General features: G+C 70.7%; 15 protein-coding genes and 1 riboswitch. Of the genes, 7 read left to right on the top strand and 8 right to left on the bottom strand.

Going from position 1 to position 15886, the window contains the following annotated elements:
- Positions 1-48: 48 nt before the first annotated feature.
- The 4 genes from ACFYY7_RS15455 to ACFYY7_RS15440 form a co-directional block, all read right to left on the bottom strand.
- Complete coding sequence (locus ACFYY7_RS15455; RefSeq protein ID WP_388661749.1) at positions 49-900, bottom strand: ketose-bisphosphate aldolase; 852 nt, start codon at positions 898-900, stop codon at positions 49-51.
- A gap of 59 nt (positions 901-959) precedes the next feature.
- Entirely contained in the window at positions 960-1970 is a 1011-nt protein-coding gene (locus ACFYY7_RS15450; RefSeq protein WP_388661747.1) for a 1-phosphofructokinase family hexose kinase, read from the bottom strand.
- Positions 1971-2140: 170 nt separating this feature from the next.
- Positions 2141-3295 carry an N-acetylglucosamine-6-phosphate deacetylase gene (gene nagA / locus ACFYY7_RS15445; protein WP_388661745.1) on the bottom strand — a complete coding sequence of 385 codons (1155 nt, stop codon included), beginning with the start codon at positions 3293-3295 and terminating at the stop codon, positions 2141-2143.
- Positions 3295-4227 (bottom strand): ROK family protein, encoded by a 933-nt coding sequence (locus ACFYY7_RS15440; RefSeq protein WP_266730807.1) that lies wholly within the window; start codon positions 4225-4227, stop codon positions 3295-3297. Before ACFYY7_RS15440 ends, nagA begins: the two co-directional genes overlap by 1 nt.
- 450 nt (positions 4228-4677) lie before the next feature.
- On the opposite strand from ACFYY7_RS15440, the gene ACFYY7_RS15435 reads away from it, so the two are divergent.
- Complete coding sequence (locus ACFYY7_RS15435; RefSeq protein WP_388662024.1) at positions 4678-5898, top strand: extracellular solute-binding protein; 1221 nt, start codon at positions 4678-4680, stop codon at positions 5896-5898.
- Between the two features lie 39 nt (positions 5899-5937).
- The gene (locus ACFYY7_RS15430) at positions 5938-6195 is read left to right on the top strand and encodes a DUF3263 domain-containing protein (RefSeq protein WP_266730802.1); all 258 of its coding nucleotides are present in this window, start codon (positions 5938-5940) and stop codon (positions 6193-6195) included.
- A 42-nt stretch (positions 6196-6237) separates the two neighbouring features.
- Here ACFYY7_RS15430 and ACFYY7_RS15425 read toward each other — a convergent pair whose 3' ends face one another.
- Both ACFYY7_RS15425 and ACFYY7_RS15420 read right to left on the bottom strand, forming a co-directional pair.
- The gene (locus ACFYY7_RS15425) at positions 6238-7080 is read right to left on the bottom strand and encodes a hypothetical protein (protein WP_388661742.1); all 843 of its coding nucleotides are present in this window, start codon (positions 7078-7080) and stop codon (positions 6238-6240) included.
- 9 nt (positions 7081-7089) lie between these two features.
- The gene (locus tag ACFYY7_RS15420) at positions 7090-7575 is read right to left on the bottom strand and encodes a hypothetical protein (protein ID WP_388661740.1); all 486 of its coding nucleotides are present in this window, start codon (positions 7573-7575) and stop codon (positions 7090-7092) included.
- 184 nt (positions 7576-7759) lie between these two features.
- Here ACFYY7_RS15420 and otsB point away from each other — a divergent pair, with 184 nt between their 5' ends.
- Positions 7760-8686 (top strand): trehalose-phosphatase, encoded by a 927-nt coding sequence (gene otsB / locus ACFYY7_RS15415; protein ID WP_388661738.1) that lies wholly within the window; start codon positions 7760-7762, stop codon positions 8684-8686.
- 34 nt (positions 8687-8720) lie between these two features.
- Here the strand turns inward: otsB and ACFYY7_RS15410 are convergent, their stop codons facing one another.
- Positions 8721-10112: a trehalose-6-phosphate synthase gene (locus tag ACFYY7_RS15410; protein WP_388661736.1), complete on the bottom strand. Its 1392-nt coding sequence runs from the start codon at positions 10110-10112 to the stop codon at positions 8721-8723.
- A 90-nt stretch (positions 10113-10202) separates the two neighbouring features.
- Positions 10203-11159 (bottom strand): glucosyl-3-phosphoglycerate synthase, encoded by a 957-nt coding sequence (locus ACFYY7_RS15405; protein ID WP_376634940.1) that lies wholly within the window; start codon positions 11157-11159, stop codon positions 10203-10205.
- Positions 11160-11312: 153 nt separating this feature from the next.
- A riboswitch (SAM riboswitch) is annotated at positions 11313-11439 on the top strand.
- A 17-nt stretch (positions 11440-11456) separates the two neighbouring features.
- On the opposite strand from ACFYY7_RS15405, the gene thrC reads away from it, so the two are divergent.
- From thrC to groL, 4 genes are all read left to right on the top strand, one after another.
- Positions 11457-12782, top strand: coding sequence for a threonine synthase (gene thrC, locus ACFYY7_RS15400; RefSeq protein WP_351258514.1), 1326 nt, complete (start codon positions 11457-11459; stop codon positions 12780-12782).
- 30 nt (positions 12783-12812) lie between these two features.
- On the top strand, positions 12813-13091 hold the full coding sequence (locus ACFYY7_RS15395; RefSeq protein WP_072487929.1) for a MoaD/ThiS family protein: 279 nt from the start codon (positions 12813-12815) through the stop codon (positions 13089-13091).
- A gap of 421 nt (positions 13092-13512) precedes the next feature.
- Entirely contained in the window at positions 13513-13719 is a 207-nt protein-coding gene (locus tag ACFYY7_RS15390) for a cold-shock protein (protein ID WP_003967346.1), read from the top strand.
- Between the two features lie 477 nt (positions 13720-14196).
- Positions 14197-15819, top strand: a complete 1623-nt coding sequence (gene groL, locus ACFYY7_RS15385) for a chaperonin GroEL (RefSeq protein WP_388661734.1) — start codon at positions 14197-14199, stop codon at positions 15817-15819.
- Positions 15820-15886 lie beyond the last annotated feature (67 nt).

Here is a 15886-nt window from a genome sequence, read left to right as displayed (position 1 = left end):
GCGAGGCGATGGGGCCGGACCGTTTTCCACTGCGTGATGCCCGGTCGGTCAGCCCATCAGGGCCAGGAAGCCGGCCACCGTTGCGGCCATCGCCTCGCGCCCCGGGGCGATGTACTTCCGCGGGTCGACGCCCGTGGTGTTCTCGGCCAGGTACGCCCGTACCGCACCGGTGAACGCGGTGTTCAGCGCCGTGCCCACGTTGATCTTGACCATGCCGGAGGCGGCGACGGCCCGGCGGATCTCCTCGTCCGGGACGCCGCTGGAGCCGTGCAGCACCAGCGGGACCGGGACGGCGTCGCGGAGCCGGCCGATCAGCTCGTGGTCCAGGGCGGCGGTGCGCTCGGTCATGGCGTGCGAGGAGCCGACCGCGACGGCCAGGGCGTCCACCCCGGTGTCGCGGACGTACGCGGCGGCCTCGGCCGGGTCGGTACGGACGCCGGGGGCGTGGGCGTCGAGCGGGGCCTCGCCCTCCTTGCCGCCGACCTTGCCGAGCTCGGCCTCGATCCAGATGCCGTGCTCGTGGCCCCAGGCCACCGCGGCGGCTGTGGCCCGTACGTTCTCCTCGTACGGCAGCTTGGAGGCGTCGAACATGACGGAGCCGAAGCCCTCCGCGTGCGCCTGGTGCAGCAGCTCCACGGACTCGACGTGGTCGAGGTGGAGGGCGAGCGGGGCGCCGGAGGTGCGGGCGACGGCGGCGGCCGCGGCGGCGATCGCGGAGAGCCGTCCGCCGTGGAACTTCACGGCGTTCTCGGAGATCTGGAGGATGGCGGGGGCGCCGGCGCGCTCCGCGCCGGCCGCGATGGCCTCCGCGTGCTCCAGCGTGATGACATTGAAGGCGGCGATCCCGCGTCCCTCGGCCTGGGCGGCGGAGACGAGTTCACCGGTGCTGACGAGCGGCATGCTGACCTCTTGCTACTTCTTTCGAACCAGCGGTCGGGCCGGTTCGGGACGGGCGCGGCCTATCGGGCCGCCGGTGTGTGTTCCTCGACTCCGACGCGCGGCAGCAGCTCCTCGTAGGCCGCGCGGTCGAAATCACCGGCTGTCGGGGAGAGCACGGTCGCCGTCGACAGTGCCACCGCCCGCCGCAGCCGGTCCGGCCAGCTCAGCCCCTCGACGAGTCCGGAGAGCAGCCCGGCCACCGCGGAGTCGCCCGCGCCGGTCGGATTGCCCAGGACCCTGGCGGGCGGCGCTGCCTGCCAGATTCCGTCGGGGGTGACCGCCAGCATGCCGTCCGGGCCCAGCGAGGCGATGACCCCGTGCGCGCCGCGGCGGCGGGCGTCGCGGGTGGCGCGCATCGGTTCCCGGGAGCCGGTGAGCTGGGCGAGCTCGTCGGCGTTCGGCTTGATCAGGTCGGGGCGGGCGGCGATGCCGCGGCGCAGCGGTTCGCCGCTGGTGTCCAGCAGCACGGGGACACCGGCGGCGCGGGCCGCACGGACCAGTTCGGCGTAGGCGCCGACGTGTATGCCGGGCGGCAGGCTGCCGCAGAGCGCGACGGCGTCGGCCCCGGCGAGGAGCTCCTCGTACCGGCCGAGGAGGGCGGCCCACTCGTCGGCGGTGACGGGCGGTCCGGGTTCGTTGAGCTGGGTGGTGTCGCCGGTCGCCCGGTCCACGACGGCGATGGTGCGGCGGGTGTTCCCGGCGACGGTGACGAGAGCGTCGGTGATCGGTGCGGGAGCGATGGGGGCGGGGGTGGTCGGCGCGGGGGCTTCAGGCGCGGGGGCTCCGGGGCCGGGCGCGTCCGTGGCGGGCAGGCCGGCCAGCAGTTCGCGGAGCACCGCCCCGGTGGAGCCTCCGGCGAAGCCGGTGACCACCGTCTCGTGGCCTAGTGCGGAGAGCACCCGGGCCACGTTCAGTCCCTTGCCGCCGGGGCGCTCGGACATCTCACTGACGCGGTGACTGGCGTGCGGGACGAGTTCCGGGACGCCGTACGTCAGGTCGAGTGCCGTATTCAGTGTGACCGTGAGGATCACCGCGGCCGCTCCCTCGATCCCTGCTCCGAAGCGCGAGACCTTGGAAGGAATGCGCTTTCTCCAGCTGTTTTCCAGGCGATCATGCCAAAGAGGTGGCGGTCGGCCCAGAGCTGTGGACCAACCGCCGTCTCTTCGTTACTTATTCGAACGGTCGTCAATATTGGGACGGATCAGCCGATTTGAGGCTCCTTGATCCATTCGCCCTTGCGCATGACGCCCTTGAGCCCGAAGTCCGCGTCCAGGACCACCAGGTCCGCGTCCTTGCCCGGTTCCAGCGAGCCGACCCTGTCGTACACGCCGAGCAGCCGGGCCGGGTTGGCGGAGATGGACTGCACGACGTCGCCGACCGGGATCCCGTCGATGGTCACGGCCCGGTGGAAGGCGGTGTCCAGGGTGAGCGTGGAGCCGGCGATCGATCCGCCCTCGACCAGCCGCGCGACGCCGTCCTCGACCTCGACCGCGAGCGGGCCGAGCTGGTAGAGGCCGTCGCCGAAGCCGGCCGCGTCCATGGCGTCGGTGATCAGCGCGACGCGGTGGGCGCCCGCGTGGTGGTAGGCCAGCTCCAGGGCCGCGGGGTGCAGATGGGTGCCGTCGTCGATCAGCTCGACGGTGATCCGCTCGTCCTCCAGCAGCGCCGCGATCGGGCCGGGCTCACGGTGGGCGAGCGGCGGCATCGCGTTGAAGAGGTGCGTGGCGACGGTGGCGCCCGCGTCGATCGCCTCGACGGTCTGCTCGTACGTGGCGTCGGTGTGCCCGATCGCGGCGATGACGCCGTGCTCGGCGAGCAGCCGCACCGAGTCGATGCCGCCCGGCAGTTCGGTGGCGAGCGTGAACATCTTCGCGGTGCCGCGCGCCGCGTCCATCAGCTTGCGGACCTCGGCCGGGTCCGGGTCGCGCAGCAGCTCCTCGCTGTGCGCGCCCTTGCGGCACGGCGAGATGAACGGTCCCTCGAAGTGGATGCCGGCCAGGTCGCCCTGCTCCACCAGCTCGGACAGGACGCCGGCCCGGTGGGCGAGGAAGTCCATCTCGCCGGTGACCGTGGAGGCGACCAGCGTGGTGGTGCCGTGCTCGCGGTGGGTCCGGATGCCGGTGAGGACCTCGTCCACGGTGCCTGAGGTGAAGGACGCGCCGCCACCGCCGTGGTTGTGCATGTCGACGAAGCCGGGGACCACCCAGTGGCCGCTCAGGTCGAGGGTCCGGGCGTCCTCGGCCGCGCTGCCCGCGATCCGGGTGCCTTCGACGATCACCCGGCCGTTCTCGACCGTCCCGGTGGGGAGCACCACCCGGGCGCCTGCGAGAACTGTGCTGTCTGCGCGTCCGGCCATCAGGCGGATACCTCCGTGGAGAGAAGATCCCAGGCGAGCAGCCCTGCGCCCAGGCATCCGGCGGTGTCCCCGAGGGCCGCCGGGACGATGTGGGGCAGCTTCTGGAACGTGACGCGTTCCTCGACGGCCGCACGGAGTGGTGTGAACAAGGTTTCCCCTGCCTCGGCGAGACCGCCACCGATGACGAGCGTGCTCGGGTCGAGCAGCGTCAGCGCGGTGACCAGTCCGGCGGCGAGCGCGTCCACCGCGTTCCGCCAGACCTCCAGCGCCGCCGGGTCGCCGGACTCGACGGCCTTCGCGCAGTCCGCCGCATCCGCCTCGGGGTCGCCGGACGCGGCGGCCCAGGCGCGGCTGACGGCGGAGGCGGAGGCCAGGGTCTCCAGACAGCCGCGCTGCCCGCAGCTGCAGTCCGGCCCGTCCGGCCGGACCACGATGTGCCCGATCTCGCCCGCGTACCCGTGCGCGCCCGCCTCGATCCTGCCCGCGATGCCGATGGCCCCGGCGATGCCGGTGCCCAGCGGTACGAAGAGGAAGCGGTCGGCGCCCTTGCCCGCGCCGATCCGGCCCTCGGCGAGCCCGCCGGTGCGTACGTCGTGGCCGAGTGCGACGGGGACGCCGCCGAGCCGCTCGCCGAGCAGCTGCCGCATGGGCACGTCGCGCCAGCCCAGGTTCGCGGCGTAGACGGCGACCCCGTTCTCGGCGTCGACGATGCCGGGCACGACGACACCGGCCGCTACCGCGCTCTCGCCGAGGTGCTCCTCGCCGTACGCCCGCAGATCGGAGGCGAAGGCGAGGATCGACTCCACGACGGCTTCGGCGCCGCGCTCTCTGCCGGTGGCCCGCCGCGCCTCGTACAGCAGGGTGCCGTCGGCCCCGACCAGTGCGGCCTTCATTCCGGTGCCGCCCACATCGAGGGCGATGACGTGTTTCACGGGAAACAGTTTCGCCCGAGGATCCAAAAAGGTCTAGTCCACTATCCCGGTTTGTTGCGGATCCATACAAAATCGCTGCCAAGATCGCGTGGCGCGGGACCCGGGCCGTCCCGGACCGCTCCGGTCGGTCTCAGGAGGAAAGGATCACGCTGCGCGAGAGGTTGCGCGGCCGGTCCGGGTCGTGTCCGCGTCGAAGCCTGCTCAGCGGTAGGCGTCGGGCGTCGGCCATGCCCCCCGGTCAGGCCCAACACGACCGGGTGCAGGCCCGGTTACGTTGCGAAAGCGAGACCGCTTTGGTGTAGACCATCGGCAACAGCCTGGGGGAGGATCGCACCTCGTCCGGAGCGCCCCACGACGGCGTGGCCGGCACGGACGACGCCATGGACGAGGACGGACTGGGCTGTGCAGCTGCGCCACCGGGTACTGATCGCGGCAGTGACCGCTCTGGGCATGACAGCGACGTTGTCGGGTTGCGGCAGCATGGGTGGCGGCCCGGAGGACATCACCCTCGAGCTCGTAGCGGCCGACTACGGCACCGGCCCGGCCAACAGCTCCGAGAAGTACTGGAACAGGCTGGTCAAGGGCTTCGAGGCCACCCACCCCGGCATCAAGGTCGACGTCAACGTCTATTCGTGGAAGAAGGTCGACCGCGAGGTCGCCGCGATGGTGAAGAAGGGGCAGGCCCCCGACATCGCCCAGATCGGCGCGTACGCCGACTACGCCAAGGCCGACAAGCTCTACCGGGCCGACCAGATGCTCTCCATCCGCACCCAGGCCAACTTCCTGCCGCCCCTCGCCGAGGCGGGCAGCGTGGACCGCACCCAGTACGGACTGCCGTTCGTCGCCAGCACCCGGCTGCTCTTTTACAACAAGCAGCTCTTCGCGCAGGCGGGCCTCGACGCCCCGAAGACCTGGAGCGACATACGCGACGACGCGACGGTGCTCAGGCAGCGCGGGGTGGCCTACCCGTACGCGCTGCCGCTCGGCCCGGAGGAGCCGCAGGCCGAGACCGCGATGTGGCTGCTCGGCGGGGGCGGCGGCTTCACCGACGACAGCGGCTCGTACGCGATCGACTCGGCCGAGAACATCCGGACCTTCGACTGGCTGAAATCGAATCTGGTCGACAAGGGCCTCGTCGGCCCCGTCGCCCCCGGGAAGCTCGACCGCCAGAAGGCGTTCGACGCGTTCACCGACGGCAAGGTCGGGATGCTGAACGGCCATCCCACCCTGATGCAGGAGGCCGAGCGGAAGGGCATCTCCGTCGGCATGGTGCCGCTGCCCGGCATCGACGGCCCGAGCAAGGGCTCGCTGGGCGTGGCCGACTGGATCATGGGCTTCAAGCAGAACGGCCACCGGGTGCCGCTGGGCAAGTTCTTCGACTACATGTTCAGCGACAAGAACGTCATCGACTTCGCCGACGAGTACGACCTGCTGCCGGTCACCGACAGCGCCTCCGCGGCGATGGAGACCGACGCCAGGTTCAAGCCGCTGTGGAAGTTCCTGGCCGCGCTGCCGGACTCGCAGTTCTACCCGTTCGGCAAGACGTCCTGGGCCCGGTCCAGCGAGTCGATCAAGGAGAACATCGGCAAGGCGGTCGCACCGGGCGGCAGCCCCCGGAGCGTGCTGGGGAGGATCGCGCGCGACTCGGCGGCGGCGGAGCGCGCGGAGTAGCGGGTGGCGGCCCTCCGGACGGGCGATATGTTGGCTGATATGACCGCCCCCACGCATGGCCCCGACGACACGGACGGCCTCTCCGACCGGGACCGTGCCGTGCTCGCGGTGGAACGGCAGTCATGGTCCGGCCCCGGGGCGAAGGAGCGGGCGATCCGTGAACAGCTGGGCATCTCGCCCACGCGCTACTACCAACTCCTGAACGCCCTGCTGGACGACCGCCGCGCACTGGAGGAGGACCCGGTCACGGTGAACCGCCTGCGCCGGGTGCGGGACGCGAAACGCGAACGGCGCTGAGGCCGAAGTACGGGGCGGGGCGGCGCTGGGACCGGCGTCCGCTCAGCAGGAGACGGTGATCAGGACGGGCTCCGCGGTGCCGGTGGAACGGAGCGCCTCGACGAAGACCTCCGTGGTCCAGGCCGCCGCGTCCAGGGACCACACCGGCACCCGGCAGCGGAAGGCCAGGGCCCGGCGCATCCCTTCGGTCTGCACCTTCCCGGTCGGCGACCGGGACAGACCCGGGAGGTTCACGGCGGTGCTCTCCGGCTCGACGGTCATCCGGCCGTAGGTGCACGCCAGCGCCTCGTCGCGGACGCGCCCGGCCCGGCCCGGCAGCCCCGCATCGCGGCCCGACACGGTCACGGTGATGTCCCTGGCCGCGCCCGGATCGGCCAGCTCGTACCAATGCGCGGCGTACAGCAGAGCCGCGGCGGGATCCGGCGCCAGATGCACCGGTGCAACGGTGTGCACTCCGGTGACCCGGACATCGCCCACCTGCCGCAGCACATCGCCGAGGACCGTCGCCACCGGCAGCACGGGCAGTCGCTGCCGGTTCAGGCAGGAGGACACGTCCACCTGGAGCCAGCCGATCTCCCGGACGCGCCCGTCCTGCGTCCAGTCCTCCCCCGCGTCGTTGTGCCCCCAGCGGCTTCCGCCGAGCTCCATGCCGGCGCCCAGCAGGGTGCTGCTCCACCCGTAGGCCTCGGCCCGGTTCACCGCCAGGCCGAAGACGTCGACGTCTTCGGCTTCCGAGGCGTCCTCGGCCACGTCGGAACCGGAATCCGAGGTGTCCTCGGGCGGGCCGGACGCCGAAGCGCCCTCGGGCGGTGTGAGCCAGGGATGCCGGGTGAGGACTCCGTGCACGCCCATGAGCAGGGTCGCGTCCCGCACCGCATCACCCATTGCCTCTCCCTACACGCCCGCGCCGCAGTTGAAGGTCATCGTGTCAGTGACGGCCTTCTCCGGGGAGTCGGCCTCGCCGATGACGTCCACGTCGATCAGGCTCCGCCACTGCGTCTTCTTCCGGCCCTCGCACGCCTTACGGGCGTTGGCCCGATGGGTGCTGCTCGCCTTGCCCTTGGTCGGTTTCACCTTCTTCGACCCGCTGGCCACGGACTTCCACTTGCCGTGCCGGTCCTTCGCCTGGAGCCAGATGGTGACCTTGGCCTTCTCGCCGGGCTTCCCTCCCTTCACCCGCACCCACCAGCCGTGTCCGGACGCCGTCGCCGGGGGCGTACTGGAGACGTGGACGTGGTCGCCGTTGGTGTAGAAGAGGCCGGCGTCCGCCGCGTGCCGGGCTTTCGGCCCGGCCGGCCGGGCCTGAGCCGGGGCGGGGGAGAGGGAGGCACCCGCGAGGAGAGCCGCCAGCACCGTGGAAAGGACAAGAGACCTGCGCATCAGGGCCGCTCCCGATGGTGGGGGGACTGGTCGCCCTGATCGCTGTCCGCACCCCACGGGCACCACACGCCAGGCCGGTGCCGTTCATCCGTTCGATGCCTCATGCTCGCGTGGCGGTCGGCTGCGCCTTGCCCGTCACGCCGCAGGAGAGCCGGCTCCGGGCCCGCCGCTATAGGCTCGCCCCATGGGCAGCAACCCGGAAGCACCCGCACCCGAACCCGCACCCACACACGCATCCGCGCAGGCACCCGCACCCGCGTCGAGCGAAACCCCGTCCGAGCTCCCGACCCCCGCCACCCCACCCGGCCGCGAGGCCCTCGCCGCGATCCTCGCGCGCCCCGACCGCGCCGTCATCGCGCTCGATTTCGACGGCACCCTCGCCGACATCGTCCCGGACCCGGAACAGGCCCGCGCCCACCCCGGCGCCGTCGAGGCCCTTGCCGCGCTCGCCCCGAAAGTGGCCTCCGTCGCCGTGATCACCGGCCGCCCGGCCGGCGTCGCGGTCCGCCACGGCGGCTTCGCCGGAGTCCCGGGCCTCGACCACCTCGTCGTCCTCGGCCACTACGGCGCCGAACGCTGGGACGCCGTGTCCGGCACCGTCCACGCCCCCGCCCCGCACCCCGGCATCGCCTCGGTCCGCGCCGAACTGCCCGGCGTGCTCGACCGGTCCGGCTCCTGGCACGGCACGTGGATAGAGGAGAAGGGCCGGGCGATCGCCGTCCACACCCGCCGGGCCGCCGACCCGCAGGCCGCGTTCGAGGCGCTGGGCGGCCCGCTCGGCGAACTCGCCGCCCGGCACGGACTGATCGTCGAGCCGGGCCGGCTGGTCCTGGAGCTGCGCCCGCCGGGCATGGACAAGGGCGTGGCGCTCGCCCAGTACGTACGGGAGACGGACGCCGAGTCGGTGCTGTACGCGGGCGACGACCTCGGCGACCTCGCCGCGTACTCGGCGGTGGAGAAGCTCCGCACCGAGGGCCCCGACGGCATCCCCGGCCTGCTGGTGTGCAGCGGCAGCGCGGAGGTGCCCGAACTGGCCGAGCGGGCCGATCTGCTGCTGGCCGGACCGGGCGACGTGGTCGCCTTCCTGACGACACTGGCCCAGCAGCTCTGACAGCCCCGACGGATCCGACCGGACCCGGCCGCTGTCAGCCCCGCCGCAACGCGTCAAGCTGGTCCAGGAACCACTGCTGCGGCGGCAGCGCGACCGCCGCCGCGGCCAGGCGTTCCGTGCGCGCGGCCCGTTCGTCCTCCGCCATGGTCAGCGCCTCGTGCAGCGCCGCCGCCGTAGCGGAGACGTCGTACGGATTCACCACCACCGCGTCGCTGCCCAGCTCCTCGTACGCCCCCGCCTCCCGCGACAGCACCAGCGCGCAGCCGTGGTCGGAGACGACCGGGATCTCCTTGGCGACCAGGTTCATGCCGTCACGGATCGGGTTGACGAGCGCCACGTCGGCCAGCCGGTACGCGGCGAGCGAGCGGGCGAAGTCGTCCTTGACGTGCAGGACCACCGGAGTCCAGCCCTCCGTCCCGTACACGGTGTTGATCTCGTCGGCGACCCGCTGCACCTCGGCCGTGTAGTCCCGGTACACCGCCAGGTCCTGCCGCGAGGGGTAGGCGAAGGCGACATGGACGACGCGTTCGCGCCACTCGGGCCGCTCGTCCAGGAGCGCGCGGTACGCGAGCAGGCCGCGCACGATGTTCTTGGACAGTTCCGTTCGGTCCACCCGTACGATCGTCCTCCGGCCGGGGCCGGTCTGCTCGCGCAGTGCCGCCATCCGCTCGTCCACATCCGCCTCGTGGGCCCGGCGGCGCAGGAAGTCCGCGTCCGCGCCGAGCCCGTGCACCCCGATCCTGGTCCGCCCGGTGCCGCCCAGGATCTGGGTGCAGCAGCCGATGAACGCGTCCGCCCAGCGCCGGGTCAGGAACGCCGCCCGGTCCGCGCCCAGGATGCCGTGCAGCAACTGCTCGGCGATGTCGTCGGGGAGCAGCCGGAAGTAGTCGACGGGCGCCCACGGGGTGTGCGAGAAGTGGCCGATCCGCAGGTCGGGGCGGAGCTCGCGGAGCATGCCCGGCACCAGCGCCAGGTGGTAGTCCTGCACCAGCACCGCCGCACCCTGCCCCGCCTCCTCGGCGAGCGCCTGGGCGAAGGCCCGGTTGTAGGTCTCGAACGACGCCCACTGCCGCCGGAACTCCGCGTCGAAGACCGGCTCCAGCGGCGTCTGGTACAGCATGTGGTGGACGAACCAGAGCACCGAGTTCGCGATCCCGTTGTACGCGTCGGCGTGCACCCGCGCGTCGATGTCGAGCATTCGTACGCCCTGCTCGGCGACCCCGCGCCGGACCGCCTCCCGGTCCCCGTCACCGAGCGCGGCGCACACCCACAGCTTGTCGTCCACGGCGCTCAGCCCGGAGACGAGACCGCCGCCGCCCCGTTTCGCGTCGAGCGATCCGTCCTCGCCCAGGGTGTAGGAGACCGGGCCGCGATTGGACGCGACGAGGACCTGGGCAGCGGGCTGGGCATCGTGCTCGGAGACCATGTTGCGGAATCTAGCCCGATCACGAACCGCCCAAACGTGCGAAGTCAGACCACATCAGGCCACGTGGCCGGACCACGTGGCCCGACCGCATCACGCCGCGCGGCGCGAAACGTACTCCTCGATCTCGCACATCGGCGGCCGCTCCTCGGTGTCCACGGCATGGGTGCGCGGCACGAAGCCGTTCTCGCCGCGTTCGAACTGGGTGAGCGCCGGGCGGGTCAGGTGGCCGCGGGAGAGCCGCAGCTGCGCGGTCCGGTAGATCGCCGCCGCCATCCGGCCGAGCGCCTGCCCGTCCTGGTGCCGGTGCTTGCGCACCCCCACGTCGACCTGGGCCAGCGCGTCCAGCCCCACCGTGTGCAGCGCGTCGACCAGCAGGCCCAGTTCCACGCCGTAGCCGACGGGGAAGGGCAGCCGTTCGAGCAGCGAGCGGCGTACGGCGTATTCACCGCCCAGCGGCTGCACGAAACCGGCCAGTTGCGGCCAGTGCAGATTGAGCAGCGGCCGGGCCACGAGTTCGGTCACCCGGCCGCCCTGCCCCGCCGTGTCACCGAACGGGCGGTCGTACATCGCCTTCACGAACTGCACGTCCGGGTCGGTCAGCAGCGGTCCGACGATGCCGGAGACGAAGTCCGCCGAGAAGTCCTTCAGGTCGGCGTCGATGAAGCAGACGATGTCGCCACCGGTCACCAGGAGCGACCGCCACAGCACCTCGCCCTTGCCGGGCACGGCCGGTATCCGGGGGAGTATCGCGTCGCGGTGCACGACCCGGGCACCGGCCTCCCGGGCCACCTCTGCGGTGGCGTCGGTGGAACCGGAATCGATCACCACGAGCTCGTCGACCAGCCGGACCTTCTCCATCAGCTCGCGCCGGATCGTCGCGACGATCTCGCCGACCGTCGCCTCCTCGTTCAGCGCCGGCAGTACGACACTGACGCTCCCGCGGCTCGATTCCCCGGCCCTGGCCCTGGCGGCCAGCAGGCTGTCCAGCGGGCGGTCGGCGGCCGACCAGGAACGCCTGGCCAGCCAGCATTCGACCTCTTCCAGCACGGTCGATACTCCCTGTATGTGATCCATCTCGCGGTTCGGACGACTATCTCAAGAGTCCGGTGCTTCGGTTACAGTCTTGAACAACGCGGACGACCATCGCATGCCGGGGTCCGTCCGCCGATAAATGCCCGGATCGAAGATCCGGTGCCACAGCGCTCATCCAGAGGGACTGAGGGAACGGCCCGTTGAAGTCCCGGCAACCCCCCCACCGACCGTGAGGTCCGGTGAGGAAGGTGCCAATTCCGTCTCGTGGCGAAACGCGCCGCGAGGAAGATGAGGAGAAAGGGCCTCGCCACCATGGCTGCGCAGACCGTTGCAGTAAGCACCGATTCTTCCGTCGACGCCGAAGCCGTCAACGCTGAATCCGTCGACCTCGGCCCCGCCTCAGGCCTTTCCTGCCGCGAGTGCGGCGAGCGTTTCGAACTCGGCCCCATTTTCGCCTGCGCGTCCTGTTTCGGGCCGCTCGAAGTCGCGTACGACCTGCCGAGCGGCTCTCCCGAGGAGCTGAAGAAGCGCATCGAGGCCGGCCCGGCCAACATCTGGCGCTACGCGCCGCTGCTGCCGGTCCCCGCCGATGTCGCCGAGAAGCCGAACCTGAACCCCGGCTGGACCAAGCTCGTCCAGGCCGACAACCTCGCCCGTGAGCTCGGCGTCGAGCAGGGCAAGCTCTTCGTCAAGGACGACTCCGGCAACCCCACGCACTCCTTCAAGGACCGCGTCGTCGCCCAGGCCATCGAGGCCGCCCGCGCCTTCGGCTTCACCACCCTCTCCTGCTCCTCCACCGGCAACCTCGCCGGTGCCGTCGGCGCCGCCGCCGCCCGAGCCGGCTTCCGCTCCTGCGTGTTCATCCCGCACGACCTGGAGCAGGGCAAGGTCGTCATGGCCGCGGTGTACGGCGGTGAACTGGTCGGCATCGAGGGCAACTACGACGACGTCAACCGCTTCTGCTCCGAGCTCATCGGCGACCCGCTCGGCGAGGGCTGGGGCTTCGTCAACGTCAACCTGCGTCCGTACTACGGCGAAGGCTCCAAGACCCTGGCGTACGAGATCTGCGAGCAGCTGGGCTGGCAGCTCCCGGACCAGCTGGTCATCCCGATCGCGTCCGGCTCGCAGTTCACGAAGATCGACAAGGGCCTCCAGGAGCTGATCAAGCTCGGCCTGGTCGAGGACAAGCCGTACAAGCTCTTCGGCGCCCAGGCCGAGGGCTGCTCGCCGGTCTCGGTCGCGTACAAGGGCGGCCACGACGTCGTCCGGCCGCAGAAGCCGAACACGATCGCCAAGTCCCTCGCCATCGGCAACCCGGCCGACGGCCCGTACGTCCTGGACATCGCCCGCCGCACCGGCGGCGCCGTGGAGGACGTGAACGACGAGCAGGTCGTCGACGCGATCAAGCTGCTGGCGCGCACCGAGGGCATCTTCGCGGAGACGGCGGGCGGTGTGACGGTCGGCGTGACGAAGAAGCTCATCGAGGCCGGTCTGATCGACCCGTCGCTGACCACCGTCGTACTCAACACGGGTGACGGTCTCAAGACCCTCGACGCGGTGGCCGAAACCTCTCAGGCGACCGCGACGATCCGTCCCAGCCTGGACGCGTTCCGCGCCGCCGGCCTCGCCACCAGCTGACCACCCGAGACTCCAGGAAGGGCACCCACCATGAGCGTCAAGGTCCGCATCCCCACCATTCTCCGCACCTACACGGGCGGCCAGGCCGAGGTCCCGGCCGAGGGCTCGACCCTCTCCCAGGTCATCGAGTCCCTGGAGCAGAACCACCCGGGCATCGCCGCCCGCGTCCTGGACGACCAGGGCAAGCTGCGCCGCTTCGTGAACGTGTACGTCAACGACGACGACGTGCGCTTTGAAGGCGGTCTGGAGACGGCCACGCCGGACGGTGCCGGAATCTCGATCATCCCGGCCGTGGCCGGCGGCTGCTGACGCCCCGTCCGACCCCACCGCGTTATCGAATTGCCCCCTCCGCTTCAATCGCGGAGGGGGCAATTCTGCATGGTTGAGCGGGGTAGAGTGTGGGAAGTCCCCCCAGCTGCCCGTGCCGCCCGCATATGAGAATGCGCCCGGCCGCGACAAGATGCAGCCAAAGTGTGCGATGTGCTTGCGGCATAAGTCGCCTTTGCCTGGCCCGACTTGCCCAGGAATCTTATGAATTCCCCATATTCGGGCGTTCGGTGCGGCCGAGAATTCTCGTCCGATTGACCTGTTGCAGAGGGCAGTTGGGCAGATACATTCAGCCGCGGTCGACGCGTTCCGGCGCACACACCCTCTCCTGTCGGAGGGTGAGTTCTGACCCGGGTCCGCGAAGTGCGGTCCTGCGCAAGGGCCAGTAATAGGGGAGTTAGGCATGGCTCAGGGCACCGTCAAGTGGTTCAACGCGGAGAAGGGGTACGGCTTCATCGCGGTCGACGGTGGTGCGGATGTTTTCGTCCACTACAGCGCGATCCAGATGGACGGGTACCGCACCCTCGAAGAGGGTCAGCGAGTTGAATTCGAGATCTCGCAGGGCCAGAAGGGGCCGCAGGCAGACATGGTCAAGCTCGCCGTCGGCTGAGTTCGAACGGTCGGCCAACGACACCATTCACGCACTGCACTCACGCGCTGAGGGCCCGTACCCAGGGGGTACGGGCCCTCGGTGCGTCGCGGCCGCCCTGCGCGCGCCGGCGCGCCCGACTACCGGGCCGCCGAGACGTATGTGTACGAGCGGCCGCCTTGCGCGCGCCGGTGCGCCCCCGCGCACACAAGGCGGCGCATGCCGTCCCGACCTGCGCCGCCGGACGTTTTCCACAGCCCCCGCACCCCTCCGCGACCCTCCGGGGTTGTCCACATCCCGAGGGGGACGCTTGCACTCAAGGGGGTCGAGTGCTAATCATTGGCGTTAGCACTCTCCAGGTGAGAGTGACAGAACTTGGACCGGGCCGGTGAGGCCCGCGGGCCGGTGGGGCAAGGAACCACCGGCTCACGCAGGCCGTCCGTCGCGGGCGCCACTCGGTCCGGAGAAATCCACCCCTGTCCGGGAGGACCACTTCACATGGCCAAGATCATCGCGTTCGACGAGGAGGCCCGGCGCGGTCTCGAGCGCGGCATGAACCAGCTCGCCGACGCCGTCAAGGTCACCCTTGGCCCCAAGGGTCGCAACGTCGTCCTTGAGAAGAAGTGGGGCGCCCCCACGATCACCAACGATGGTGTTTCCATCGCCAAGGAGATCGAGCTGGAGGACCCGTACGAGAAGATCGGTGCGGAGCTGGTCAAGGAGGTCGCCAAGAAGACGGACGACGTCGCCGGCGACGGTACGACCACCGCCACCGTTCTCGCCCAGGCTCTCGTCCGCGAGGGCCTGCGCAACGTCGCCGCGGGTGCCAACCCGATGGCCCTCAAGCGGGGTATCGAGAAGGCCGTCGAGGCCGTCTCCGCCGCCCTCCTGGAGCAGGCCAAGGATGTGGAGACCAAGGAGCAGATCGCTTCGACGGCCTCCATCTCCGCCGCCGACACCCAGATCGGCGAGCTCATCGCCGAGGCCATGGACAAGGTCGGCAAGGAAGGCGTCATCACCGTCGAGGAGTCCCAGACCTTCGGTCTGGAGCTGGAGCTCACCGAGGGTATGCGCTTCGACAAGGGCTACATCTCGGCGTACTTCGCCACCGACATGGAGCGCATGGAGTCGTCCCTGGACGACCCGTACATCCTGATCGTCAACTCGAAGATCAGCAACGTGAAGGACCTCCTTCCGCTGCTGGAGAAGGTCATGCAGTCCGGCAAGCCGCTGCTGATCATCGCCGAGGACGTCGAGGGCGAGGCCCTGTCGACCCTGGTCGTCAACAAGATCCGTGGCACCTTCAAGTCCGTCGCCGTCAAGGCCCCGGGCTTCGGTGACCGCCGCAAGGCCATGCTCGGCGACATCGCCATCCTCACCGGTGGCACCGTCATCTCCGAGGAGGTCGGCCTCAAGCTGGAGAACGCCGGTCTCGACCTGCTCGGCCGCGCCCGCAAGGTCGTCATCACCAAGGACGAGACGACCATCGTCGACGGCGCCGGTGACAGCGACCAGGTCCAGGGCCGGGTCAACCAGATCCGCGCCGAGATCGAGAACTCCGACTCGGACTACGACCGCGAGAAGCTCCAGGAGCGCCTCGCGAAGCTGGCCGGCGGCGTGGCCGTCATCAAGGCCGGTGCCGCGACCGAGGTCGAGCTCAAGGAGCGCAAGCACCGCATCGAGGACGCGGTGCGCAACGCCAAGGCCGCCGTCGAGGAGGGCATCGTCGCCGGTGGTGGCGTGGCTCTGCTCCAGGCCTCGGCCGTCTTCGAGAAGCTGGAGCTCTCGGGTGACGAGGCGACCGGCGCCAACGCCGTCAAGCTGGCGCTGGAGGCCCCGCTCAAGCAGATCGCCGTCAACGGTGGTCTTGAGGGCGGCGTCGTCGTCGAGAAGGTGCGCAACCTGGCCGTCGGCCACGGTCTGAACGCCGCGACCGGCGAGTACGTCGACATGATCGCCGAGGGCATCCTCGACCCGGCGAAGGTCACGCGTTCCGCTCTGCAGAACGCCGCGTCCATCGCCGCGCTCTTCCTCACCACCGAGGCCGTCATCGCCGACAAGCCGGAGAAGGCCGGCGCGGCCGCTCCGGGCGGCATGCCGGGCGGTGACATGGACTTCTGATCCTGACGGATCGGTAGTTCCTGTACAGCTTTAAGGTGTCGGCCCCTTGGACCAGCTGGTCCAAGGG

The sequence above is a fragment of the Streptomyces sp. NPDC001933 genome, from assembly GCF_042890955.1.
Taxonomy (GTDB): domain Bacteria; phylum Actinomycetota; class Actinomycetes; order Streptomycetales; family Streptomycetaceae; genus Streptomyces.
Note: the sequence above shows the minus strand (reverse complement) of the source record. Positions and strands in the feature narration are given on the sequence as shown.

Coding starts and splice junctions, on each gene's coding strand:
- groL (WP_388661734.1), top strand. CDS start 14,197: ATGGCCAAGATCATCGCGTTCGACGAGGAGGCCCGGCGCGGTCTCGAG.
- nagA (WP_388661745.1), bottom strand. CDS start 3,295: ATGGCCGGACGCGCAGACAGCACAGTTCTCGCAGGCGCCCGGGTGGTG.
- ACFYY7_RS15425 (WP_388661742.1), bottom strand. CDS start 7,080: ATGGGTGATGCGGTGCGGGACGCGACCCTGCTCATGGGCGTGCACGGA.
- ACFYY7_RS15420 (WP_388661740.1), bottom strand. CDS start 7,575: ATGCGCAGGTCTCTTGTCCTTTCCACGGTGCTGGCGGCTCTCCTCGCG.
- ACFYY7_RS15395 (WP_072487929.1), top strand. CDS start 12,813: ATGAGCGTCAAGGTCCGCATCCCCACCATTCTCCGCACCTACACGGGC.
- ACFYY7_RS15390 (WP_003967346.1), top strand. CDS start 13,513: ATGGCTCAGGGCACCGTCAAGTGGTTCAACGCGGAGAAGGGGTACGGC.
- ACFYY7_RS15410 (WP_388661736.1), bottom strand. CDS start 10,112: ATGGTCTCCGAGCACGATGCCCAGCCCGCTGCCCAGGTCCTCGTCGCG.
- otsB (WP_388661738.1), top strand. CDS start 7,760: ATGGGCAGCAACCCGGAAGCACCCGCACCCGAACCCGCACCCACACAC.
- thrC (WP_351258514.1), top strand. CDS start 11,457: ATGGCTGCGCAGACCGTTGCAGTAAGCACCGATTCTTCCGTCGACGCC.
- ACFYY7_RS15435 (WP_388662024.1), top strand. CDS start 4,678: ATGACAGCGACGTTGTCGGGTTGCGGCAGCATGGGTGGCGGCCCGGAG.
- ACFYY7_RS15430 (WP_266730802.1), top strand. CDS start 5,938: ATGACCGCCCCCACGCATGGCCCCGACGACACGGACGGCCTCTCCGAC.
- ACFYY7_RS15455 (WP_388661749.1), bottom strand. CDS start 900: ATGCCGCTCGTCAGCACCGGTGAACTCGTCTCCGCCGCCCAGGCCGAG.